Raw genomic sequence first — 26,670 nt, forward strand, 5'->3', positions numbered from 1 at the left:
GCCGGCACCCGGCACGCCACCGGCGCGCTGTGGACGCGGCTGTCCGCCACCGCCGCGACGGACACCGCCGAGCCCGGAGCGACGCCGGACGGCGGGCCTCCCGCAGCCGGGGCCGCGTCCGCCCCGGGCGGTGCGGCCGTCACCCTTCCCGCGCTGTCCTGGGTGGACTCGGTGACCGGCGCCGCAGAGTACCGGGCCGCCGTCTTCGCCGCGGCCGACCCCGCGACGCGGGCCGACCCGGCCTCGGCGGCCTTCGCCGCACTGGACACCTTCGCCGGGGTCCGTTCCCTGCTGGACGGCCTGCCGGACGCCACCGCCGGCGGCCACTACTCGGCCCCGCTGGTGTCCGCCGCCGGACGCGCCGACGCCATCCGGGTCGACGCCACCCTCCACAACCCCCGCCCGGTACCGGACAGCACGGAACTGTCCCGGGTGGACGTCGAGGACGTCCGCTCGGGCAGCGTCGGCGCCGCCTCCGTCCAGGGCGACGCCGCGAAGACCGGCGCCGGGGCCGCCGTCACGCTGGCCGCCGCGGCCCTCGGCATCCCCGCGCAGGTGCCGCTGCCCACCGTCACCTTCGGACGGTCCGTGCAGTACACCCGGCCCGGCCGGCAGGACGACAGCCTGGAGGTCCGCCGGCTCCGGCACACGGACGAGCCCACCACCGTCGTCGAGTTCGACGTACGGGTGGCGACCCGGTCGCTGGCCGGACGCCCCGGAGCGTCGGCCCGGCTCACCGCACGGGTGCGCATGCTCACGGCGGACGCGGCCCGCTACGGCCTGTCCCCGGCGGACGCCGGGGACACCTCCGCCGGCCCTCCCGCGGACCCGGAGACCACGGCCCGCACCCGTCCCGGCCGGACCCTCACCCTGCCGCCCTCCATGGGCGACTGGCTGCCGCCCACCAGCCGGATCACGGAGCTGGACCCGCCGGCCGCGGCACGGGCGCTGCGCGCGGGCCTCGACCTGGTCCGCGTCCACTTCCCGGGCTACCTGTCCGCGCGGGAGCCGGGCGACGCCCTCGCCGGCGCGCCGCAGCCGCACCACATCACCAACCACCTGGCCCTGGCGGAGGCACTGCACCCCGCGGCTCTCGCCCGCCGGGCGCATCTGCTGACCGGCGCCGGACACAGCGTCGTCCTGACCCGCCCCGCCGGGCCGGACACGGAGCAGCTGAGGGTGACCGTCCGGTTCGGCCTGGAGCAGGCGGACTTCGCCTACGTACGGTCCCGCCGCGGCCAGACGGAGGTCGTCCACGGCACCTCGTTCGACCTCTTCAGCTCGGCGCTGAGGCAGTCGAAGGCCGCCGCGGGCATCGGCGTCGACCTCGGTGACCCGACCGGAACCGAGTCGTCCGCGCCGAGCACCCGGATCGCGCCCAAACTGAGCTGGAGCCGGTCGGTCGACGAGACCGGCGGCTTCTCCGTGGCCGGCGCCTTCGGCGGCGGGGCGCTGTGGCTCGCGGAGTTCACCGGACCCGTGACCCTGCACCTCACCGCCCGACCGGTCACCGGCCCCGGGCAGGACGTCGCGGAACCGGTGCCGGCGCGGGCGGTGCCGGCGCGGGCGACGCTCGTGGTGCCGGAGGACCTCGCCCTCGAACAGGACGCCGGCGGCCGGCCGCGCAGCACCCTGGACTTCACCACGGAGACCGACGCCGACGGGACGGTGCGGCGCGTGCCGCGCACGGTGGACCCGGCGCCGCGGCGGTCCTGGACCCCGGCCCCCGGCGAACGGCTCCCGCAGGACGCCCTGCACATGGTCCGCACCGACCACCTCTTCCCCCAGGCGGTCTCACTGCTGCGCGAGGCCGGCGTGCACCGCCTCGACCCGGCCGACGAGGCCGCTCTGCGGACCTCCCTGTCCGGGCTCGCCGCCAGGATCGGCGACCTGGGCGGAGCCCCGTACCCGGTCTGGCGCCGGCCCGCCGGGACGGGCACCTTCACCACCCGGGCCTGGGCGGAGGTGGCGGTCCAGGTCAGACACGCCGGGCTGACCGCACTCGGCGAGAGCGGCCACGCCTTCCACTACGACCACACGGCGGCCACCGCGCTGGTCCGCGACAGCAGGACCGGCGAACGGGGCGTGGAAGCCACCGTCGGCAGCGCGTTCGGCCCGTCCGCGCAGGACGACGCGCCGCTCGCCGGCCCCGACGGCACCCGGATCGACCTCGGTTACGGGCGCGGCACCCCCGTCACGACCGGGCACACGGCCAGCGGACGCGGTGACCGGACGCGCACCCGGGTCGGGGACCACGTCTGGGCCGAGGCGCCCGTGGACCTCATCGTCACCGTGCGGCGCTGGGAAGAGCCGTCGCTGCCGCTCACCGGCGGGTTCAGCTCCCGCCGGGCCGCCCAGCGCGAGATCACCGGTGAGCCGCTGCGCACGCCGGGCCTGGCCCTCGTCCCGTCCGACGCGGCACGGGCGCTCGGTCTGCTGGACGGGACCGCCGCCACGGCCGGTCCGGCCGGGGAGCCGCAGGCGCCGCGGTCCGTGGCACCCGCCAACGTGCTGCGCGGCGACGGCTTCGACCAGGCCCTGGTCCTGGGCGTGCCCGACCTCGGCCCGCTGGTCCAGCGGACGCTGACCCAGGTGCGCGCCCTCGGCGTGCTGTCCCGGGAGCACGCCGACGCGGTGGAGGCGGAGCTGTGGAAGGTGGCCGGGCGGCAGGGCACGGCGGCCCTCCTGGAGACGATGCTCAGCGGCCTGCCCGTGCTGGTTCCCCACCGCAACGCCATCAGCACCGCCATGGCCCGGATCACCCTCACCGCCGAGCTGGGCGCACCGCGCGCCCTCGGCCGGGCCGACGACGCGTACCTGCTGGAACGCGCGCACGTGCTGGTGCGGGAAGGCACCCGGACCGTCACCCGGAACACCAGCCACCAGGGGCGGGTGGGGGCCGCCGGCACCTCGGACCAGGCGGACCTCCTGACGGACCTGGGCTCCGACGTGGCCAGATCCCAGGTCTCCCGCGCGGAAAGCTCCGGTACCCGCAGCGCGGACCGGCGCGAGGCCGCCGCCCTCCAGATCCTGCGGCCCCAGGTCACCGCTTTCGACGTGCGGGTCACCGTCGAACTGGAGGCACACCGGGCGCTGAGCGCCGCGCCGTCCCTGCTCGGTGTCGTGACCCCGCTGCTCGGGACGGTGGGCCGGCACACCCTGGGCACGTCACTGCTGCCGGGTGAGCTGCGGCTGGGGCACGAGGAACGGCTGACCCGCCCCCGCACGGAGGTGGTGCCCCGGCCCCCGGCGGCCGTCCGGCCGGCGCCCGCGCGGTGGCAGCGCCCGGAGCCGCTGCTGTCCCAGGAGGTGCTGCGGGACGCCTTCGTCGGCACCATCGGTGACCTGGCCGGTCTGCGCCGGGCGACCGAGTCCCTGGTGACCGGCCTCGACGCGCTGACCGGCGCCTCGCCCGCCGCCCACTCCTGGCAGGGCGGCCTGTTCCTGCTGCACTCCAAGATCGCGGCCGTGTTCAGTCCGCCGTACCTGTACCAGCGGTTCCTGGACCTGGTGGCGGGCGGGACCCTCCACGAACCGGTCACCCTGCCGGGCACGGGCAGTGACCTGTCCGCCCGGCTGGAGATCTCCGCGGACGTCCGGGGGCTGCGCGGGAGCGGCCCCGGTGACCTGCCCGGCACCGTCGTCCAGCAGCCCCACCGCTCCGTGCTGCTCCCGGCGGGCCGGCCCGGGGCCGACGTGCGGCTCGGCCGTCCCCTGGGCTCCGGACCCGCCCTCGGCGCACCCGAGCGGGCCGCCGACGAGACGCTGGTGCTCACCGGCCCCGCAGGACAGGACGGCCGGGTCTTCTCCCGCCTGGAGGCCGACTCGGTCACCTGGCACCTCGTGCTGCGGCCGGCGGTCGGCCCGCCGCGGGCCGTGCGGGTGACCGTGACCGACCAGGCGGCCGTGCTCTACGTGCCGGCCGACGTCCTCGACGCGCTGCCGGACGACCGGGCCGGCACCGCACGCGGCACGGCGGAGCCCGACGGCGAGGCGGCGCACACCCAGGACAAGGACAAGGACAAGGACAGGGACAGGGACAAGGGCAAGGGCAGAGCGGCCGATACCGCCCGGGAACCGGACGACACACCGGACACGGCGGACGACGACGCCCGGGCCGGGCAGGACTTCACCGACGCGCTCACGCGTCTGGAACGCGCGGAGGCGGAGCTGGCGGCGCTGACGGAGCGTCAGGCACACTCCAGCGCCGGTGGCTCCGCCGATGCCGCCCGTGCGCTGGAGGAGGCCGAGGCCGCGGCGCGGGAGGCCCGGCAGCGGGCGCAGTCCGCCGCGGACCGCCTGTCCGACGCCCTCGACCGGGCCGGGCGGACGGGCCGGGCCGTCCGCCCCACCCCCACGGACGCCCTGCTGCGCGACCGGCCCGGCCTGCTCGGCGCCGGGCTGCTGGACGGCCTCCTGCGGCGGCGCGGGGACACGGCGGCCGTGCCTCCGGCCGAGACCGTCGAGCTGCGCCCCGTACCGCCGCGGCGGACACCCGCCGCCACCCGGGACGAGACCACCGGCAGCACCCCGCGGCCCGCCCCGGACGGGGACCCCGTAGCGCGGCCGGCCCCGGACGGGGACACCACGACGAGGCCCGCCCCGGATGGGAACGACGCGCGGCGGGCCTCCGCGGACGACCTGGTGAGCGACCGGTCCCCCTGGGGCGAACCCGTACACGACCGCCCCTCCTGGGTCGATCTCGTCACGGCGCGGCCCGCCCGGGAGGAGCCCGTTGTGGCACGGCGGCCCGAGGACGCCGGCCCGGCGCCGGTCACCACGGCCGAGCCCGAGCACCCCTGGTACGTGGACCACGGCCTCCTCGGCCACGCCTCCGTCACCTCCACCGCGGGCTTCGGCGCCGTGGCGGCCCAGGAGGCGGCCGAAGCGATCGCCGGGCGGCTCCCGGAGGCGCTGCGCCCCCTGGCCGGCGACATCGAGGCCGCGGTGCGGAGCCTGCTGCTCACCAGCGGCAGCCACGCCTGGGAGGACCTCCTGGCCCACGGGGTGACGCTGACGGTGCGGGGCCGGCTGGTCTGGCTGCGCCCCGTACTGGTGGACGTGCGCCCCGCGGCGGTGGCGGAGCGCGCCGACGGCGTGCGCGAGTACGGGGTGCGTTTCGCGACCACGGCCACCGGCCGCCAGCGCACCCGGCAGCGGGCGCTGGGCGCCGAGGCCGCCACCCTGCTGGGCTTCGGCACGGCCTCGGCGGTCGCGTCGTCGATGCTGCTGGGACTGCCGCAGCTGCACGCCGAGACCTCCGCCCGGACCACCGACGTCCTGCGGCGCAACGTCATCGCGGGCCGGACCCTGTTCATCGGCGGCAACCGGCCGTTCACCGCGTCCGTACGGGTCCGGGTCTTCGTGGACGGTGCCGAGCACACCCCCGAGGTGACCGTCGACCGGCGGCTGCGGGTGGAGTTCCCCGCCGAGTACACCGGCACCACCGCGCCCCGCCCGGACATGACGGCCCCGCCCGTGGCCGCCGCGCCGTCCACCGCTGTCGGCGCTCCCGCCCCCAGGGGACTGGACCGGCCGGTGCTCAACGCGATCGACATCAGCCCGGTCGTCGCGGAGCTGCACCGCAACCTGCGGCACGCGGGACTGGACGCCTCGGCGGCCGGGACGTTCATGCGGCACGCCCGGGAGATGCTCAACGAACGCACCGCCCGCACCCGCAGCCGATGGTGGCTCACCAGCGGGGACACCTCGGGCGTCATCGAGGTGCCGCTGACCGCGGGCCGCTCGGCGCGCGCCCGCCTGTCGGTGCGCGCCGAGGTGGACAGCCTGCAGTTCGCCGGGATCAGTACCGGCGTGCAGACCCGTGACGACCTCGGCCGGGGCATCGCCCGGGGCACCGGCCGCGCGACGAGCGGCTCGGCCGGCGTCTCCTTCGGCTACAACGCGTACGGCTTCTCCATGCCGGTCACCGAGGCCGGTTCCACGGCGCCGGGCGCCAAGGGCCTGCTGCCCCTGTTCGGCGTCGGTTTCGACCGCGGCACCGGCAGCGGACTGACGGTGACCTCCCAGACCCTCAACCACACCGTCCTCAATATGAGCGGCGACCAGGCCAGGTACCGGGCCCGGCTGCGGGTCACCGTGGAGGTCGGCGGCACCGGACGGCTGCGCGTCGCACCGGTGTCCCGGGTGGTCGAGGCGGACCTCGGGGTGCCCCTGCGCGACGGGGGCGGCGCCGCCGACTTCGAACGACGGGTGCTGGGTGCCGTCCACACCCCCGGGCTGCTTCCCGACGCGCCCACGGTGCTCCCCGGCCCGGTCGCGGCGCAGCCGCACGTACGGGCCCTGCTCCGGGAGTCCGGCACGGCGCCGGTCCGCCTGCGGGAGCTGCCGGAGCGCATGGCGGCCGGCCGCCCCCGCGCCCTGGACCCCGCCGAGCCGCTCGCACTGGCCGCGCGCCGGGGGCAGGGCTTCGCCATGGCCCTGGCCATGCCCGGTTCCGAGCTGGTGGGGGAGCACCTGCTCGCGGCGCTGCGGGACCAGGTCACGCCCGCCGTACGGCGGTCCACCGACTGGGCCGCCGTCGGGGGTGAGGTGAACCTGTTCTTCGGCCGCCCCGTGCTGGAGGCCGACCTGCCGTCGATGCTCGCCGGGATCGCGCACACGGTGACGGTCGGCGGGGCCCGGTACCGGCTGACGGCGCGGGCCCTCCTCGGCGACCGGCTGTCGGGCGGCGGCTTCGACATGACCGTCAACGCCCGCGCCGCGCGCACCGAGACGGTCACCGGCAAGCGTGGCTCCGAGTGGCGGGTCTCGGCCGGCGGCGGTGGCGGTGTACTGGTGCCCCTGGGCGAGGGCCGGCGCCTGCGCGTCGGCGGGCTCACCGTCCGCGGCGGCCTGGAGCGTTCCGTGGACGAACAGTTCACGGCCGCGCACGCCGGCTACCGCCGCACCGAGACCGAGGGCGCCGTCCACGAACACGTCTACGACACCGTCTACGAGCTGTCCGTGCGCCGGGAGGACGCCGCCCCCGGCCGGTCCGGCGCCGAGACCTGGTGGATCGACCCCGCCGAACGCCTCGTCACCCAGGTCGTGGTGCCGCGCCAGCACCTGCCGGCCGCCCCGGTCGACGCGGCCGCCGTGGCGGAGGCGGGCCGGGTCACCTTCCAGCGCGACTGGCCAGCGGCGACCGCACGACAGCTCGACCTCGCCCACGGCGGCACCGGGGGTCTCTACCCGTCCTTCCTGGTGATGCCCGAGCTGACCCGCCTGATCGCGCACGGCTACGCCTCCCTCGCCGGGCTGCCCCCGCGCTGGACCGCCGACCGGGGCAACTGGCCCGAGGAGATCACCGAGCTGACCCAGCCGTCGGTGCTCGCCGCCCGGCTGGGCGCCCTCACCGGCCCGGACGGCCACGAGACCGTCCTGCCCAAGCGCGACGGATGGCGGTACACCGTACGGCTGCGCCTGCGCGCCTACGCGCCCCGGGACCTCGGGCCGACCGGGGGGCCCACCGAGATCGAGCAGTACGCGCAGACCGTCGACAAGTTCGGGCGCGACGAGCGCCGGACCTGGCGGGTCGGACTGTCGGGCAGTGTCGGCCCGCAGTTCGGCGTGGGGGCGTTCGCGGGGAACTCGCACGGCACCCGGCACGACGACGGCGCGGCCGTCCTGGCCCGGACCGAGGACCCGGGGCACGGTCACGCGGACCCGGACACCGGCGGGGAACACGGCACGGTGGCGGGGGAGTCCGGCCACGCCGGGGCCGGGGCGCGCGTCGTCGCCCTGGCGCAGACCGAGGCCAAGTGGGCCTGGGGGAGGGGCACCGGCAAGGTGGCGGGCGTGGTGGAGATCAGCCGCGCCACCTACGCGGGCACGCCCCACGTCCTCCAGGCGTCCCCGGTCTTCGAGGCGACCGTGGTGCGCACGAAGGGCCGCCGGCGCGAGGAGTCCGTGCGGTACCTGCGCGTCGAACGAGGACTGGAACTCCTCGTCCCCGAACGCCGCCTGGAGGACCTGCTGCGACCCGCCCCCGAACCGCCCCCACCCACGGCCGCCCCCGTCTCCGAGCCGTCGGCGACCACCCCCGCCCCCGAACCGCCCGCCACCACTCCCGTCCCCGAGCCGGTGGCGTCCGGCTCCGGCCACCGTGCCCTGGACCGCCGCCACCTCCTCGGCCGGCCGCTGCCCGGGGCCGTGCACCCGGAGATCCTCCGCGCCGACGGCGTCCTGCGCGAGATCGAGCAGCGGCTCCAGCGGCGGGGCGCGCTGTCCGCGACCGGAGCGGCCCGCGAGCAACTGCGGCGGGCCCTGCGCGCCACCTTCTCCTCCGACGCGCTCCAGTCGCAGTACACCGCGCTCACCGGCACCGGTGTCGCCCGCTGGTTCCCGGTCCCCGGACCGTTCGGCACGACCCGCTACGTGTGGGTGAGGGCGACGGCCGAGGTGCTCCCGGCCCACTCCCACCGGCCCCGCCCGGAGATCAAGTTCACCCTGCGCTCCGAAGCGGTGAACGAGGACGTCACCGGCACCGAGCGCTCCTTCAAGGCAGGGGCCGGCCTCGGCATCCGCACCCGCTTCGGCACCCACGACGCGCACGGCGGAACGGAGCTGGAAGTCGGCTACGAGGTGAGCCGGGAGCACGCGCACGAGGTGGCCCGGCAGGTGGTGGACATTTCCCGGGCCAACACCCGGGAAGGCTCCGAGGAGTTCGAGCACCCCCTGAACGTCCGGGTCGAGATGCGCATGGCGACGGAGCCCCCCGCCGTCCTCGCCGTACCGCTGGACACCGCGCGGCAGGCGGCCCGCCGCACCCTGGCGGTGCTGCGCGGCGACCTCACCGCGGGAGCGCCGGAGCAGCTCAGGTGGGGCACGTGGTACGACGACGGCCTCGCCGCGGACCAGCGGGTGCCCGCGGAGGTGCGCCTGCTCGTCCCGCGCCACCTCACGGTCGCCGCCACCGCGCCCGAACCGCCCCTGGCCGAACCGGCCGGGCCGGTCACCACTCCCCACTGGACGGACCCGGTCCCGGCGCCGGCGGTGCCGCAGGCGCTCACCGACTTCATCCACCCCTGGGAGGTACCGGCGGCGCCCGCCGTGCAGCGCTGGGCCAGAGCCGCGGCCCACCAGCCGGTGACCGCTCCGGACCTCACCCGGGACAACGCCTGGGAGGTGCCCGGTCTCGTCCCGCACGACATGGCAGGCGTCCGCTACGACCACCACACCTCCACGGGCATGCTCCGCGCCAACGTCGTGCCGCTGCTCCGGCACGGCTACCGGGTGCCGGTCGGCGACCGCACCGTCACGGTCGGGTTCGACCTGACCGCCGCCGTACCGGTCGGCCCGGACGAAGGCGTCAAGTTCAAGGCCCGCCGTTACCAGCAGGACCACACCAGCCCCAAGAGCGAGCAGAGCACCTCGCGCGGTGTCGTCGTCGCCGCCGGACCCGAGACCGGCGGCATGCCGGACGGCGACAGGCTGTACGAGCGGACCACCTTCGACGTGTACAACCGGGGCGCCGGGGAGCACCAGGGCTTCGAGGCGGGCGAGACCCGGGAGACCAACCGGGAGGCCACCCGCCCCTACCGCCACTACCGCTTCGACGTCGATGTGGTGGTCCAGCCCGCCGAGGGCGCCCGCCGGGCGCTGCGCGTCCCGGTCCCCGGCGGCCTCTACGCCATGCTCCCGCTGGACGCCGACGGCCGGCTGGCGGGCGGCCTGGAGGAGTCCATGGCGCGCGTGTTCGCCGGGCGTGAGCAGACACCGGAGCCCGCACCGGACACCGCTGCCGCACCGGCGGAGAGCCAGGAGCCGACCGCACCTGAGCCGACGCGCGCCGAGGAAGACGCGGACACCACGTCCGGGAGGACCACGGCCGGGCCGCCCGCGCCCGTCCCCGTCGAGGACCTGCTGGAGGGCGTGCGGATCGCCCGCGCCGCGGACCGGCCGGTGGCGGTCTGGCTGCCCGGGGCCGAGGCCGCGGGGCTCGCCCTGGACGAGGCCACCCTCGACCGGCTGCCGGACCTGCTGCCCGCCGACGGCGTCCTGGTCCTCGGCGAACCGGTGACGGACGGCACCCCGGCCGTCGCGGACCGCCCGGTCACCGTGGACGCGCTCGCCGCACTGCTGACCTCCGCCGCACCCGGACACGCGCCGTTCCTCGCGATGCCCGGAGCCGACCGGATCGCGCCGGCGCTCGCGGAGCGGATGGGCGTGCCGGTCGTCGCGGCCGAGCACGGCCTCGTCATCGACCCCGCCGCGGGCGCCCTCGTCGCACCGGCCGCCCCCGGCGCGACGGGCACCACCGCGCTCCTCCGCTTCGACCGGGAGCACCCGGCCGGACTCGCCCTTGGTGCAGCGCCCCGTACCGCGCCCTGGTCGCCCGCGGAACCGGTGGCCGCGGACACCGCGGCCGGACGGCACCCCGACCGTGAGAGCGAGCGGGAGGCCGAGCCGCAGCCGGGACTCGGCGACCCCGTCGCCGTCCACCCCGCGGCCCGAACCATCGGCATCCCCCGGGCCGGACTGCCCGGCCTGCCGGAGGTGCTGCGGACCCTGCGGACCCTGGTGCGGGACGCCGGACGCGGCGTGCCGGAGACCGTCTGGAGCCTGCTGCCGCAACGCCTGCTGAGCAACTACCGCTACCTGGTCCCGGACGAGGAGGGCGCGGTCGGCGGGCTGCTGGTGCCGCTGGGCGAGGCGGAGGCCCTCATCACGCTCGACCCGCTCGACCCGCGGGCCGTCAGCCACCCGGCGGCGTCGTACGACGGTGTCTCGGCTCCGCGCGGCGACGCGGAGGAAGCCGCCCCGGCCCGGGTCACCCCCTTCGGGCTCGCCGCCATTCCCGAGGAGGAGGAGGGACCGCGCGGCCTGGTCCCGGACCGGGCCCCGGGACCGGAGCGCTTCCACGCCAACGAGGCGATCAACGCCTCCTACCTGACCGGGGCCTTCGTCCGCTCCCACTCCGGACCGACCACCGCCACGCGCGGCGGGATCTCGATGTCCTACGGCATTGGCATCGCCCCGGGCGTGCTACAGGTCGCCCGGGTCGGCGCGGGCGTCTCCGGCACGGCCAACGCGTCCTCCCGCTCCACCAACTGGGTGGGCGACGCGGAAGGCGGCCACGTCGAGGCGGCCAAGGCCGACTCCGTGATGCTCGCCTACCGCCCCGAGTGGACGGTGCGCCTGCGCACCGACGCCGCGCGGAGCTGGGACACCGTCGCACCCGTGCGGGTCGCCACCGACGACGACCGCAGGCTCCTGCTGTACGTCCCGGACCACTACGTCCGCGAAGCCGGTGAACAGGTGATCGCCGAGGGCACGAACGGTCTGGAGGACCTGCTGCCACTCGTGCACTACGCCTCCGGTCTCACCGGCCTGCCGGCGCTGTTCGACCGGATCGTCGAGGCCCTGCGCGGCGAGGGACTCCACCTCCCCGTCGGCAGCGTGCCCCGCGAGGAACTGCTGCAGAAGCTGTGGAACCTCGACTCCCACCTGGACGAGGCCGTCGGTGACCGGCACGGCTATCCCTTCACCCTGCACAACCGCTACGGCAAGCCCATCGCCACGGTGGAGGTGCACTCGGTGCGCCAGTCACGGGGCACCCGGGTCGGCAGTACCAGCGACAAGGCGCCGATCGAGAACGTCAGGACCGCGATCGACGGCACCAGCGGCGCGCACGGCCTCGGCCAGTCGACCACGCTCAGCGCCCCGTCGGCCGAGCTGAGCCTGGTGCCCCTGCCGCTCGTCAACCCCGCGCTGGGCCTGGGGATCAGTGCTTCCCTGTCGATGACCTGGAACCACTCCGACGGCATCAGCAGCGGCCGTACCGGACTGAGCGTCGTGGTCCCGCGCGACACCGGCCCGAGCGCCGCCTACCGCGTGGAATTCCAGCACAGGGCGCACGTCGCGGTGCGGGGCGGCAAGCTCGTCACCACCCCCGCGGTGCGCGGGCAGGGCATGGTGCGCATGCCCGAGGCCGAGGCGTTCGCGCACGGGTTCCCGGTGGACCGGGAGGCGCTGAACGACACCGCCGCCACCGAACCCCGCGTGCCGTACCGGCCCGGCCTGCTCCGCGACACCGGACACCGGCCGGACGACCCCCTCCACCTCGACCTGCCGCCGCACGTCAGGGAGGGCCGCGGCATCGGCACCGGCGTCGTGGAGTTCGACGAGCACACCGTGCGCGAGCTGCATGGCGCCCTCGCGGCCGAACTGCGGCGTCTCGGCTTCCTCACCGGCGACCGGACGGCACCCCTCTCCGACGCCCGCTGGTGGTCGCACGCCGCCACGGTGGACGGTCTGCTGCAGAACCACGAACTGCTCGACAAGTACGTCTCCCGGCGGGGACTGGAGTCGCACATCGACCAGTTGCTGCAGACCGGGGTGATCATTCCGATGACGCGGCCCCGGGGCGTCCTCGGCGTCGACCTCGACCTGGACGCCGTGAAGATCACGCTGCGGGCGCGGCCCAGTTCCGCGGAAGAGGCGCCGCCGGAGTTCCTCGGCGTCACCAGGACCAGGCCGGTCGTCTACCTCGCCATGGGGATGGAGACCGCCGGCCAGTCCACCGGCGGCAACCGCCAGATCGGGCTCGGCATCCGCTTCCGCACGGGCTTCAACCAGCTCAAGGCGGCCCCCGTCGGCCTGGACCTCAAGCGCACCGTGGGCGCCACCGCCGCCGTCACCTTCCTCAACAACCGGCCCGAACTCCTGGAGTACAACGGCGTGGTCGGCAGACACGCCCTGTACCTCGACCTCACCGCCACCCTGGAGCTCCAGCACAGCGGCCTCCAGGGACGGCTGCGGCCGGGCGCCCGGGACCCGCTCCCCATCGAGGTGCCCCGGCAGCGGATCACCGCCTATCTGCCACCGCTCGACACCACCGTGAGCACCGCGGTGAACCACCGGCGCCGGACCGACGCTTCGGTACTCGACCGGGCGGTCGTCTACCACGTCGACGCGACCGGCCTGCACGAAGCGGCCGTCTCCGCACTGGACGACCTGACCGGCCCGCAGGGCCATGCCGACTCGGAGCTGCACTCCTTCACCGGCACCATCCAGGTCCGGGCCCACCTCAAGGAGATCGTCCGCGGGCGCTACACCAGCGATCAGTTCTTCGACACCGGGTTCCGCAACACCCACGCCGCGGTCGACGTGCGCGCGAGCCTCGGGCCGTCCGCCTTCGCCGGTGTCCTGGAGGACTTCGTCCTCGGTGACATCGGTCTGTGGATGACCCAGACCAGCCACACCGACACCTCCTCGTCCGGCGTGAGCTGGGCGCAGGCGGGTGTGACCGTCGGCGGCCCGGTGGGCGGCGGCTCCCTGCAGGGGGAGACGGGCGCCACGAGGAACTGGCAGTGGAACACCTCCGCCACCCGGGGGCAGACCGGTGCCGAGGAGATGATCCGGCTCGGGTTCGGCCGGGGATACGTGTACCGGGCGCAGGCGGACTTCGAGGTGCGCAGCCGGTGGGAGAAGTCGGCGAAGCTGCTGCCCTCCAGCCACCGGTCGGACCGGCGGCTCGTCTCCGGCAACACCGTGATGTACGTCCTCAGCGAACCGGACGCCCTGGAACGCTACGCCGAGGACGCCCTTCCGGTGCCCGACGAGCGGCTCGTCGACGTCATGAACCGCTGGTACGCCGGTGAGGTCCGGCTCAGCGGAACCACCGTCGCCGGCGTGCTGTCCCGGTGGATGGCCGACACGCCCGAGCCGGCCGACCGGACCGCCGCCCACCCCCTGGCCGGACTGACCCTCGGCCGCCGGGATCTGGCCCGGACCCTGGCCCAGCTGCACGACAACGGCGTCCTGCCCGTCCTGGACGCCCGCACCAGGGCGGCGTTCGGCCGGCGCTTCGGCCTGCCGCTCTCCGAACCGGGGAACGCCTTCCCCGCCAGCGGCTTCCCCGAGTACCTCACCCACCGGAACCCGGGCGGCACCATGCTCGGACACAGCACGGTGCGCGGTGTCTCCTACGACACGGCCCGGTCCACGTACGACATCGTGCGCGCACAGGTCGACCGGGTCGCGCCCGGACTGCTCGCCGCGCGGCCCGAGCTGTGGCGTGGCGACGGACGCCGGATCGGCCGGCTGCAGGGCTCCGTCAACGTCCTGCAGTCGATGCTGGCCGAGGGCCGCGACTCGGCGATGTGGGAAGACCTGCTGTCACCGAACGGGCACACCTTCTACCTGGTCAACCCGATCGGCTGGCTGCTGTCCGACGTGGTCGAGATCAAGCTGAGCGACGCCCTGGACTCCGCGCCGCAGGTGTACGACTTCCGGCCCGACTCCGGCCTGGAGAAGTACGGCCACGGTTACGAGTCCACCTCGGCCGGAAACTCCCGGGACGTGGGCCAGAGCTTCACCGTCGGCAAGATCGGTGGCGGCGAGACGTACACCTCCCACAACGGCGGGATCGGGGTCGGGACCGGCTCGCACCAGGGCGTCACCAGGGCCGAGACCGCGACCACGGAGCGGACGGCGTACGCCTGGGACGGCACCTACCTGGCCCGCCTGCGTCACACCCTCACCGTCTCCGTGCGCCGTCTGGACACCGCGGGCCGGCCGCTGAACACCTGGCTCACCGGCCTGTACCGGGCGCTGGACGGCGCTCGTTCCACCACCGCCGTCACCACCGCCTCCGGCACACTCGACCTCCAGGTCCCGCGCGGCCTCGGCGAGTTCCACCCCCAGTACGGCCCCTCCGGCGCGCACGACCCCCGCCCGCTGCCCGAGCTGCCCGGCGACGCGTACGTGGCGGGCACCCTGCTGGACGACGCGCTGCCCGCCGGCCAGCGGCTGATGCGGCGCCTGTTCGGCGCGGACGCCGACGGCTCGCGCATCCTGAACCCCCTGCTCAGCCGCCTGCACCTCACCAACCACCTGCTGCAGGCCACCGCCGGCCACCGCCACCTGCTCACCGACTCCCTGTTCGAGCCGGGCCGGACCTCCCGCCGGGCCCGCCTCTACCTGCGGGGCGACCTCTTCGGCCTGGAAATCCTCGGCCCGGTCCACGGCACCGGCACCGGCCGCTACACCAAGCACCAGAGCGGCACGACGGCCAGCGCCTCCCACGACCGCTGGCGTCCCGTGGCCGGCGCGGGCACCTCCGCCTCCGGCGTGCTCGCCCAGCACGACCCGGCGAAGACCTCCGACGGGCAGAGCTACCCGCCGTACACCGGACAGGGCGGCGCCTCAGCCTCCTGGAACACCGGCAACGGCCTCGCCGGGGCCGGTACCGAGAACTACCGGCGCGAACAGCACATCAAGCAGCAGGGCCCGGTCCACCTGGTACGCCTGCGCGGCCGCTACCGGCTGGAGGCCGAACCGTACACCCGGCATCTGCTGGGCCCGGCCACCACCAGGCCCGGCGGCGTCGGCCCTCTGGTGAGCGACCCGTTCACCGGTGACGTCTACGTCGAGCTGTTCCAGGCCGAGATCGGGGAGCTGCGGGCCCGCCTGGAGCGCACCGGTCCGCCGCCGGCCCTGCCCGGCGCGGCCTGGGAGAAGCTGGCCGACGCCCCCGCCCTCGACCTGACCGCCCTGCTGGAGCGGGCCGCCGGCGGGCCGGAGGGGACCGTCTTCCGCCTCGGGCAGGAGACGGCCCGCCTGATCCGGGCCGAGGACGTCGCCACCCGCGCGAAGGGCGCACTGGACGCGGCCGTGCTCCGGCTGGACCGGCCGGAACTGGTCACCCGCGCCCGGCGCGCCATGCTCCACTGGGCGGTGGAGACGCTCCGCTCCGACCTGGAGGCGGCCCGCGCCACCGACCCGGCCGTCCCGGCCCCGGCGGCGCTCGCCACCTTCGAGGGGCTGCTCGGCGGCCCGCCCGTCCCCGCCACCGAGGAGTCTCTCTGGGACGTGGCACGGGAGGTCGACCGGGCCCGCGGCGAACTGGCCGGGGGCCGGGTGCCCCCCGTGGCCCTGCCGCCGCTCGCGGCCGTGACCGGTCTTTCCACGACCCCCTTGCTGCGCGAACTCGCCCACGAACTGGACATACCGGTCCGTGCCGACCTCACGGGGACGGACGGCACCCTCCTGCACCGCTGGGTCGAGCCCAATGGACGGGTCCAGGCCTTCGACCCGCTCGCCACCGACGGCCCCGGCGTGCACGCCCTCACGGTCGAACAGGCCCGGACTGCCGGTCTGCTGGAGGAGGACTCCGCCGTCCTGCTGGACGGGATGGGGGTCCCGGCATCCGAACTGCCCCGGTTCCTGGCCGAGCTGTACCGCACCTCCGTGGAGCGCCGCTCCGCACTGGCCGAGGAGATCAGGGCCGAGGCCGGGCGCCGCGCCGGTGCCGACCGGCCGTCGGTCCGCACCACCGACGCCCCCACCCCGCCCGTCGTCTCCGACGCGCGGACCGACGGCGACCGGGCGTCCGGCGACGACACGGCCGACGCCCCCCTGCGCGTCGACGCCGTCGAGGAGGCGGTGCGCGCCGCCGACACGGACGCCGGCGCGGGGACCGCGACCGCCGCCCCGCCCGCCGTCCCGACGTTCGGCGCGCCCCCGGCCCGCCCCGCGCCGCAGGACGCGGAGGAGCGGACACCGGTTCCGGCACCGGACGTCTACGCGTCCGCGGCGGACCCCGGGACCGCCGGCCTCGTGGCCGGTCTGATCCACCTGCCCGACGGGGTGAGCCGGCCCGTGGCGGCCCGCAACGAACTGGTGCGCCTGTTCACCCGCGTCCTGCGGGACCGGGACGTGGCCGCACGCGTCGCCGCGTCCGGAGCACGGGTACTGGTACTGCCGCGCGGCACCCGGCTCACCGACCTGCCCGGCGTCGCGGACCTGACCGGCCCGCCCGACGGTCCCACGGACACCCTGCGCGGCGTCACCCACGCCAGGGCGGGCCTGGTCGTGGTGGCCGAGGAGAACCTGCTCGGCCAGGACCCGGACCTGCCGGAAGCCGTGGGCCACCCCGACGGCTACTCGACCGTCACCCACGAACTCGCCCACCTGGTGCACCTGTTCGGTCTCGATGAGACCGACCGCGCGCTCGTCCGGACCGCCTACGAGCAGCTGCTGGCCGCGGGCCACGACGCCGAGTGGGCCGACGGCCCACGCCGGGACACCCGGGGCGCCCCGGTCGACAACTACGCGTCCACCGGCGTCGAGGAGTACTTCGCCCAGACCAGCACCGCCTATCTCGGCGCCAACCGGGGGCACGACCCGTACACCGGCCGGCCGCGCCACAACGGCGCCGACTGGGTCCGCGAGCACGAACCGCTGCTCGCCCCGCTGCTCCGCAGGCTCTACGGTGACCACCCCGACAGCGAGCCCCCCGGCAACCCCGTGCTCGCCTCCCGCGCGGAGGACGAGGCGACGACGGCCGCGCGCGACCTCGACCGGCTCACCACCGCACCGCCCGACCCGCTGACCGTCCCGCTGCCCGAGTCCGTGGCCGACCTGACCGAGACCGCACCGCCGGCCGTCCCCGCCGAAGAGCGGCTCAGCAGCACCGTCGCCACGTTCGGCACGGACCGCCCGGGTTCCCTCGGGCTCGTCCACGTCGCCCCGGTGCCGGACGGGACGGTGAACTGGCTGCATGAGCGCATCGCCGAGCAGGTCGAGGCCGGACGGGGCGAGGACGCCGCCTTCCGCCGGGCCCTGCGCGCCGAGCTGACCCCGGCTCGCCTCAGCAGCGAGTGGCCGCGGCTGTTCAGCACCCACGGCCTGCCGCTGCGGGCGTCCTACCGCGGCGACACCTACCCGGTGGCCCTGCGCTTCACCACGGACACGCCCCGCCGGGTGTCCGCGCGGATCGAGGAGATGCCGGACGGCCCGCCGGTCAACATCCAGCGCTGGGCGCTCGGTGTCAGTGAGGCGGGCACCACCGACTCGGTCGGCGACCTGCGCTCGCTCGCCGTCAGCCATGGGCACACGCTGCCCTTCGCGCACACCGGATGGTTCCGCCGGCTGACCCTGACCCCGCAGGTCACCTACACCCACAACCAGACCACGACCTCCGTCAGCACCAGCGCGACGGTGATGCCGATGGCCATCCTGCAGAGCCGTGAGCGGTCCTGGCCGGTGGAGTACACCCTGCACGCGGAGATACGCACCACCGGCTCGGTCCGCCAGGCCGTCACCGGCACCCCCGCACCGCACCAGTGGGGCGCCCCGCGGACCGCCCCGGACCCGCTGACCGTCTGGTTCCCCCAGCACCTCATGGAACCCGTGCCGGATGACGGCGCGCAGCCGCGCCCGGCGCCGCTCCCCACCCTCCTGGAGGAGGTCCCGCTCCTCGCGGCCGAGGCCATGCCCGAGGCCGACGTCTTCCTCTCCGACCTTTTGGACGCGTTCGCGCACGAGCTGGGCGACGCCTCCGAGGCGTCCCTGAACCAGCTCCGCCAGTTCCTCGACGAAGGCGTGGTGCGCGGCAACCTGCCCCTCATGACGGGCGGGCACCTCAGCTCCCCGACCCTGTACACCACGAACGGCTCCGTCATCGGCATGCTGCGGATGCGGGCGGAGATCTCGCAGACACCGGGCGGGGAAACGCTCGCCGGGCCGGCCACGCGCAACGTCGTCCTGCAGAGCCATGTGCTGCGCTCGGTACGGATGTCCGGCAGCGCGGCGGTCACCAACGCGGCCGGTCTCGGACTCGGCGTCAGCGGCGGCCTCGCCTTCGGCGCCCCGGACGCGGCCGGAACGGAACCGGCCGGCCTCACCCTGACCGCCCAGGGCACCTTCCAGCAGCAGGTCACCCACACCCTGACCGCCGGTGGCAGCGCCCGGACCTCCCGCTCCCTGCGCACCGCCGCCCCCCTGCTGCGGATGAGGACGCAGGTGGTGTTCGACGTCACCCTCGTCCGGCCCGACGGGCTGGAGGTCACCCCGGCCGCCGGGTCCGCGCCGGCCACCGGGAAGGCGTACCCGCTGATCCTTCGGGCACCGTCCCTGGAGACGGTCACCGGCGCGCCCGTGCGCCCGCGCCACCTCCCGCCGGAGATCCTGCACCTCACCGACCTGGGCGCCACCGTGACCCCGCTGGCCGTGCGGGGGGCCGAGCCGCTCTTCGACCACTTGGAGACCTGGCTCGCCGACCACGGGTTCCTTCCGCCCCGCCGCAACCGCCCCGGCGGCTGGTACCACGGCCCGCTGAGCGGCGCCGTCCACCTCCAGCGGCTGAACAACCAGCGGGCCCTGGACCAGATCCGCTCCGCCACGGGCCTGCGCGCCGGCTTCGACGAGATGACGTCCGGCGGACTCCCCGTCGTCTTCGAACTGCCGGGAATCACCGGCACCCAGCGGGTGTCCTTCCGCCTCACCGCGGAACGCCGTTACCTCGACGACCAGGAGCACGGCGGCGTCACCCACGACCGGGACCTGGCCGCGGTGCAGACGAACAACTTCACCGGCTCGACGGTGCTCGGCGACGAGCAGCTCAGCAAGGTGCCCCTGGTGCTCAGCGGCGGTCTCCAGGCATCGCTCAGCAACCCCTTCGACCAGCGCGGCAACCTGTGGTTCCAGGGCCTGACGCCGGAGTACACGTACAGCCGCCAGTCGGCCACCACCACGGGGTCCAGCGCGGGCACCGGGCACGAGTACTACCTGCTCAGCCCCACCGCCGACGGCGTACAGGTGCACACCCTGCCCGTCACCTACCGCGCCTCGATGTCGTACAGCCACGGCGAGGCCCCGCAGGCGGTCCCGGCCGAGGGCCGGGTCAGCCTCGCGGTGCCCACGTACAGGACCCTGGAGCACCCCGACGAACGCCGGCCGGCCGCCCCCGGCCGCCCCCGGCCGGTCACGGACGCCGACGCCGCTCTCCGGGACGACGCGGTCAGACTGCCCGAGACCGCGCTCATCGACCGGGCGGCCGGCAGCGAGCAGTTGCGCGCGGCGGTCGACGACATGCTCGCGGCGGCCGGCCGTCCGCCGCGCCCCGAGGAGGAGGCCGCCGGGGAGACGGACCAGGGCATCGAACTGCGGCCGGTACCGGGCGCGTGGCCCGACGCCGTCCCGGAACACCGGGAACCCGCCGCGGCGCCCTCCGCCCCCTCGCCGTACGCGCGCTGGGCGGCCGACGCCCTCGGCGGTGCCGGACGGGCCGTGCGGTCCGCCGCGGCGGGCGTCTTCGGCCGGCTGGGCGCGTCAGCGGCCGGCGAGCCACTGACCACGCCCGGGAGCGTGGCGCGGCAGCTCATCGAGACGGCGCTGTCCCCGCACCACCTGAACGCCAACGCGTTCCGCCTCTTCAACGACAGCTACGTCATCGAGGGCTCCGTCGGCTCGGGCGCCCTCGCGGGCACCGACGTCGTCATCGAGGTGGAGGGCTATCTGTCCGGCGTACGGGAACTGGCCCGGCCCGGCATCCTGGACTACGAACGGTGGGTCCAGTCGGTGGACGCCGCCGCCGACACCCGCAGCGGCACCAGCGCTCACGCGACGGGTGTCACCCTCGCCGCCGACTACGGGGCCGGCACGATCGCGCCGGCCGGCCACTACGCCCGCCGGAGCGCCGTCACCGAAGGCACCACGGTCACCGACACGTCCGCGATCTTCCGGGTCACCAGTGAGAACGACGTCCCCGCACACCGCTACACCGCCGACATCACCTACAAGGTCACGGTCCGCGCGGGCCTGCGCAACGTCGTGACCGGCACGGTGGCCGGCCGGCCACGGTTCGAGGACTCCCGGATCGTCGAGGTCCCGGGCGGCCTGGAGTTCCTGCTCAGCGATCACGACCTCGCCAACGACCCCGACTTCGCTCCCGACCCGCTCCCCACGAAGCCGGTGACGGCCCCCGCGGACCGCGCCCTGCCCTCCTGGTTCACGGCGAGCGGCGGTCGCCTCGGCTTCGGGGCCGTGACGGAGGTGCGTCCGCCGGTGGAGGAGACCGGCTTCCGTTCGGTGTTCGAGGGGACCGTGCGCGAGCTGGTCGAACGGGTCGCCCCCGGAGTCACCGTGCCGGGCTCGGCGACCCATCTGCCCGGTGTCCTCTCCCGCATCAACGAACACGCCTCGTCCCTCGGCATGCGCGTGCTCGCCGCCCTCGGACCGGACAGCCGCACCGCCTTCCACTTCGTCCACCGCTCCTGGCTCGGACCGATGCTGGTGGAGGTCGCCCTGCGGGCCGTACCCGACACGGCACTGGACGCTGTCCGGGGCCGGCGCGCGGCGGGGAACCCCGGACTGGACACGATCCTCGGCCACGCGAGCGGCGCCGGCGGCTCGCTGCCGGTCCCCGGCAGCACCCGGCAGACGGTCACCCGGACGACCTCCGACACGCTCGACGCCTCGCCGGTGGTGCAGCACGACGGCATCCGCTACCGGCCGACCCTCGCGGTCACCCGCCAGTCCGGCACCACCGACGCCGCCACCTCGGTCCGCGAACGGCGCGTGTGGCAGCGGACGATGAAGGACGTCTCCGAGTTCGAGGTGCCCTACCGCTTCGAGGTGACCGTCTCCGCCCGAGCCATGGACGAACTCCTCACCGGCATGCCCCTGCGGCTGCTGTACGGCGGTGCCGACCGGGCCGTCGGGCAGGTGGCACGGCTGCTGCCGCCGAGCGTGCGCGACCTGCTGCCCCGCCCTGTGCAGCAGGTCACCCGGCACGTCACCGCGGACGTGGTGCTGCACTTCAACGGCTCGGACACCCCCGCCGCCCCGGTGCCGTCGGACGCGCTGGCCGAACCTGCCGTCTACCGGACGGACCCCGCCCTGCCCCCCGTGGCCAGGCCGGGGGAGACCGCCGTCGACATGGAGGTGCCCCCGGAACTGCGCGCTCTGCTCACCGGCCCGGCATGGGTCCCCACGCGACCGTTCGCGCTCTACCACCTTGATGCCCTGCCCCAGCTCGCCGAGGCGCTGCGGGCCGTCGACCCCGCGCTGGGCCGGCCGGGCGACCTGCCGTTCTCGGCCTCGGCGGAGGGCATGCTGGTGCGTCTGACCCAGCTCGCCAGGAGCGGCCGTCCGACGCTGCTGTCACCGGCCGCGACCGCGCCGTTCCTGGGCCAGCCGGGCACGAGCGCCACCTCCGTGCACATGGCGCTGTACGCGCCGCGCGGTGAGGCGGACAGCATCGACGCCGGTGTCGACCACCTGGAGGTCTCCACCGACGGTTTCGTCTCCCAGGGCGACCTCACCACCTCGCCGGCCCTCGGGTTCGGTGCCAGTGTCCCGCTGGACGCCGCCGCGGCGGACCGCGTCGGCCCCACCGTGCCGGTGACCGGACAGCGCACCACCGCCGGACTGACCCACACCCAGACCGCGCCGCGCCGCGAGGTGCTCCGCTTCGGCACCGCGCTGGCGGGCGCCGAACGCGGCGCCCACAGCCACCAGATACGGGCGCTCGCGGTGCTGCGGGTCGTCGGGCCCCGGGGAACCCGCTGGGTGGTCGGCACCGTGGTCCTGCGGACGACCGAGACCCCGCCCGCCGACCGCGGCACCACCCCCGCGCCGCCCTCGTCCGAGGCGGCCCCCCGGCGGACGACCGAGCCCGCCCCGCGGGCCGGAAGCCCCACGCCGCCCTCCCCGCGTGCCGTACCCGTCCCGCGCCGCCACCTCGCCAAGCCGGCCACCGGAACCCGCAGCCGCGGCCACCGTTCCCCGACACGCCTTCCGCGACCGGACGGTGACCCCACCGGCCCGGAGACGACGGACGGCGTCCCTCCGGGTGACGCGCCGGCCTGATCAGCCGGGCGGCGGACGGCGCAGTCCGGCCGCGATGCCGCGGATCTCCTCCAGCACCGTCATGACCGCGGGCACCGAGGCCATGTCCGGCCACAGCAGCGCGTAGGTGCGCCGCAACGGCCACTGCCGCAACGGGCGGTACACCAGGCCGGGCGCCACATGCGCGGACAGCGCCATCTCACTCACCAGGCTGATGCCGAGCCGGGCGGCGACCAGGGCCTGGATGGCACTGACGTCGTCCATGGTGGCGACGATGCGCGGTTCGAACCCCAGATTGGTGCAGGCGGCCAGGAAACGGTCACGGAAACTCTCCATCACCCAGTCACGCGAGGCCAGGGAGGCGAGGTCGACGGTCTCCTGGGCGGCCATCGGATCGTCCTCGGGCATGAGGACACACCGGCGGTCGGTCATCAGCTCCACCCGCCGCATCGTGGCCTCACCCTCGGGCAGGTCCTCGTTCTCCCAGTTGCACAGCAGACCGAGGTCGGCCTCACCGGTCCGGACCAGATGCCGTGCCTCGACCGGCTCGGCCTGGGTCACCGTCACCCGCACCTCGGGGTGGAGGCGGCGCAACCGGGCGACCAGTTCCGGGACGAGAGTGACGCAGCTGCTCTGGAAGGCCACCATCCGCACCAGTCCGCCACCCCGTGCCACCTGTGAGGACACCTCCTGGTCCACGGCACGCAGGACGGAGAAGATGGCGTCCGCGTGCTGGACCAGGGACCGGCCGGTCTCGGTGAGCCGCAGCCCCCGCCCCACCTTCACCACGAGCGGTGTGCCCACCGCCTGCTGGAGCTGACGCATCTGGTAACTGACCGCGGGCTGGGTGTATCCGAGCGAGGTGGCCGCCGCCGTGTAGGAACCTGTCCGGGCGACCTCGGTCAGCACCTTCAGTTGGTGGATGTCCAACATGGGCGAACGATAAGCGACTTTGATGCAAGCGCGAAAAAATCCTCGTTGGACACCACCGGCGCGGTCCGGTCAAATAGCACGTGCAGATGAGCCGTTCGTCTCCCACTCCCCGCCCCCAGCAGGAGTTCCCGTGACCAGTACGGTGCGGACCGACGCGGTCCCCGAGACCGGCGCCGGCAGCGCGTCGGCCGACGGGAGACCGTGACCGCGGGCACCCCCCCGCCGACGGCGTCCCCCGCCCCGCCGAGGGACGGGAGCCCGGCCGGCGGCGCGCGGATGCCCGTCGCCGCTGACTCCGTACCGATCCGGCGGACACCCCGCCCCCAGACACGGACCGGACGCGACCTCCCCCGCTCACCCGGTCCGTCCGGTATCGCCGCCACTGCGACCCAGGGCGGCGATACCGGTGCCCCCGTCCTGTCGAACCGTTCCCTCGCTCCCCGGAGAGTCCATCGTGCTCAGCACCGTACGCGGGCGCCGACGCGCCCCGCTGGCCGCCGCGGCGGCCGCCGCCGCCCTGGTCCTGGCCTCCGCCTGCTCCGGCTCCTCGGACACGGTCGTCCCGGGAGCACCGGCCGCCGCCGGCAAGAAGGCCGGCACGAGCGCCATCGACCGGCTCATCGCCGACGAGAAGCCCGCGAGCGCGTCCCTGATGCCGGCCGGCTCCACCGCCGCGAAGATCAAGGAGGCCGGCACCCTGGTGGTCGGCGGCACCCAGACCGCCGCGCTGTTCTCCCAGCTCGACCCCACCACCGGCAAGGTCGAGGGCTTCGACGCCGCCCTCTCCCGGCTGCTGGCGAAGTACATCATCGGCAAGCCGGACACCAAGCTGGTCAACGTCACCGCCGCCACCCGCGAGGCGCTGCTGAAGAACCACTCCGTCGACGCGGTCATCGCCACCTACACCATCACCGACGAGCGGGCGAAGGCCGTCAACTTCGCCGGCCCGTACTACGTCGACGGCCTCGGCATCCAGCTCCGCGAGGACCAGAAGGGCATCGCCTCCCTCGACGACCTCAAGGGCAGGACGGTCACCACCCAGTCCGGCTCCACGGCCGCCGCCGTCGTCGAGGAGCGGGTGCCCTCCGCGAAGATCCAGCTCTTCGACACCAACACCGAGTGCCTCCAGGCCCTGCGCCAGGGCCGCGCCGACGCCTACGTCCTCGACCAGGGCGTCCTGGCCGGCAACGCCGGCACCCACCCCGACGTCAAGGTGGTCGCCGGGACCTACGGCGAACAGCCGTACGGCATCGGCCTCCCGCTCGACCGGCCCGACTTCAAGACGTTCGTGAACGACTGGCTGAGGAAGATCGAGGCGGACGGCACCTGGGCCACCCTGTGGAAGAACACCATCGGCACCCAGGTGCCCGGACCGGTGCCCACCCCGCCCGCCATCGGCTGAGCCGTGCACGTCCTCACCTCCCACCCCGGCGTCTTCGCCCACGGCCTGCTCGTCACCCTGCACCTCAGCGCCGCCACCTTCCTGCTCGCCACCGCCGTGGGACTGCTGCTGGCCGTGTGCCGGATCTGCCCGGTGCGCCCCCTGCGCCTGTTCGCCGCGCTGTACGTGTCGGCGGTGCGCGGCGTCCCGCTCCTCGTGCTGCTGACCCTGTTCGTGTTCGGGCTGCCGGAGATCGGCGTCGTCTACTCGCTGTTCTGGACCGTCGTCACCGCGATGGGCCTGTACTGGGCGGCGTTCCTCTGCGAGACCGTGCGGGCCGGCGTCCGGTCGGTGCCGCCCGGCCAGACGGAGGCGGCGCGCGCCCTCGGTCTGACCTTCGGCCAGGTACTGCGCTGTGTCGTCGTCCCCCAGGCACTGCGGGCCACGGTCCAGCCGCTGGCGTCCCTGCTGATCGCCGTGGTGCTCAACTCCTCGCTGGCCGCGGCCGTCGGCGTCACCCAGGAACTCACCGGCCAGACCGTGCTGCTCGACCAGCGGTACGCCCAGCCCCTGTTCACGTTCGCCGCCGCCGCCGCGTGCTACGTCCTGCTCACCCTCGCGATCGGCCGCACCGCGGCCGTTCTCGAACGACGACTGGCGGTACTGCGATGACCTCGTCCCTGCGGGAGCCGCGTACCGAGCACCTGTACGGCGAGGACGCGTACCCGGACCGCCCGCCCCGCGCGCGGTCCGGCACCACGGCGGCCGGCCGGGGCACCCGGCAGCGCCTCCCGCACCGGCTCTCCGCCGCCCTGGACCACATCGACGGTGACGACCTGCGGCTCTTCGACGAGCCCGGGCCGCGCGCCAGGCGCCGTGCCGCGGTCCTCACGGCCGCCTCCCTCGTCCTGTTCACGGCCCTGCTCGCCTGGGTGCTGCGCCAGTTCGCGGCGCACGGCCAGCTCGACCCCGCCAAGTGGCGGCTCTTCGGGCAGTGGCCGGTGCTCCGCTACCTGCTCGACAGCCTGGCGGCCACCGTCCAGGTCACCCTGGTCAGCGGGGCGATCGCCCTGCCCCTCGGCATCCTGCTGGCGCTGGCCCGGCTCAGCGGCACCGGCTGGCTGAGCCGCCCGGCCGCCACGTACGTGGAGGTCCTGCGGGCCGTTCCCCTGCTGCTGCTGGTCTACGCCTTCCTGCTCGGCCTGCCCGCGGCGGGCCTGCGGCTGCCGCTGTTCTGGCAGTTGGTGTGGCCCATCGCGCTGACCAACGCGGCGGTCTTCGCGGAGATCTTCCGGGCCGCTGTCCGGGCCCTGCCCGCCGGACAGCGGGAGGCCGCCCTGGCGCTGGGCTTCGGCCACGCCCAGACCCTCAGGCTGGTCCTGCTGCCGCAGGCCGCGCGGCAGAGCGCGCCCGCGCTCGTCAGCCAGTCGGTGCGGCTGCTGAAGGACTCGACCCTCGGTTACGTCGTCAGCTTCCTCGAACTGCTCAACGCGGCCAAGGTACTGGGGGAGTTCAACCACACCGTCATCCAGAGCCACCTGGTGGTGGCCCTGGTCTTCGTCGTCGTCAACGGGGCACTGGCCCACGGCGCGGCCCGCCTCGAACGGCGACCGGCCGGCCGCCGGACCACTGCCCGGGCGGCGCGACCGCCCGGCTGACCCTCCTCCGGGCACCCGCCCGGACACCCCGTCCCACCCCACGTCCGACTCCCGGGCGTGGCCGTACCGCCACCGGCGGCGGCCACGCCACCGGGCGGTCCGGCCTGCCCGCGCACC

5 protein-coding genes (1 of these 5 only partly in view) are annotated in these 26,670 nt (G+C 75.4%); 4 read left to right on the forward strand and 1 reads right to left on the reverse strand.

The genetic code is table 11. From position 1 onward, the window contains the following. Positions 1 to 22,602 carry the 3' portion of a WXG100-like domain-containing protein gene (locus Sdagh_RS18400; RefSeq protein ID WP_190078236.1) on the forward strand. The gene continues 14,556 nt to the left of window position 1, outside the view, so 22,602 of the gene's 37,158 nt are visible here — the last part of the coding sequence; its start codon lies off the left edge, out of view; its stop codon occupies positions 22,600 to 22,602. Here Sdagh_RS18400 and Sdagh_RS18405 read toward each other — a convergent pair whose 3' ends face one another. Next, positions 22,603 to 23,514 (reverse strand): LysR family transcriptional regulator, encoded by a 912-nt coding sequence (locus Sdagh_RS18405; protein ID WP_189422235.1) that lies wholly within the window; start codon positions 23,512 to 23,514, stop codon positions 22,603 to 22,605. Between the two features lie 454 nt (positions 23,515 to 23,968). On the opposite strand from Sdagh_RS18405, the gene Sdagh_RS18410 reads away from it, so the two are divergent. From Sdagh_RS18410 to Sdagh_RS18420, 3 genes are read left to right on the forward strand one after another with little or no spacing between them, the layout of a single operon-like run. Then, positions 23,969 to 24,916: a glutamate ABC transporter substrate-binding protein gene (locus Sdagh_RS18410; RefSeq protein WP_226535404.1), complete on the forward strand. Its 948-nt coding sequence runs from the start codon at positions 23,969 to 23,971 to the stop codon at positions 24,914 to 24,916. A gap of 3 nt (positions 24,917 to 24,919) precedes the next feature. Further along, positions 24,920 to 25,567 carry an amino acid ABC transporter permease gene (locus Sdagh_RS18415; protein ID WP_190078235.1) on the forward strand — a complete coding sequence of 216 codons (648 nt, stop codon included), beginning with the start codon at positions 24,920 to 24,922 and terminating at the stop codon, positions 25,565 to 25,567. Then, positions 25,564 to 26,553 carry an amino acid ABC transporter permease gene (locus Sdagh_RS18420; RefSeq protein WP_190078234.1) on the forward strand — a complete coding sequence of 330 codons (990 nt, stop codon included), beginning with the start codon at positions 25,564 to 25,566 and terminating at the stop codon, positions 26,551 to 26,553. The genes Sdagh_RS18415 and Sdagh_RS18420 overlap by 4 nt, the downstream gene beginning before the upstream one ends. Positions 26,554 to 26,670: the final 117 nt, after the last annotated feature.

The organism is Streptomyces daghestanicus, assembly GCF_020521275.1.
Lineage (GTDB): Bacteria > Actinomycetota > Actinomycetes > Streptomycetales > Streptomycetaceae > Streptomyces > Streptomyces griseoviridis.

What these genes read in the sequence shown, in the direction of transcription:
- Sdagh_RS18405 (WP_189422235.1), bottom strand. Translation starts at nt 23,514, where the DNA reads ATGTTGGACATCCACCAACTGAAGGTGCTGACCGAGGTCGCCCGGACA.
- Sdagh_RS18420 (WP_190078234.1), top strand. Translation starts at nt 25,564, where the DNA reads ATGACCTCGTCCCTGCGGGAGCCGCGTACCGAGCACCTGTACGGCGAG.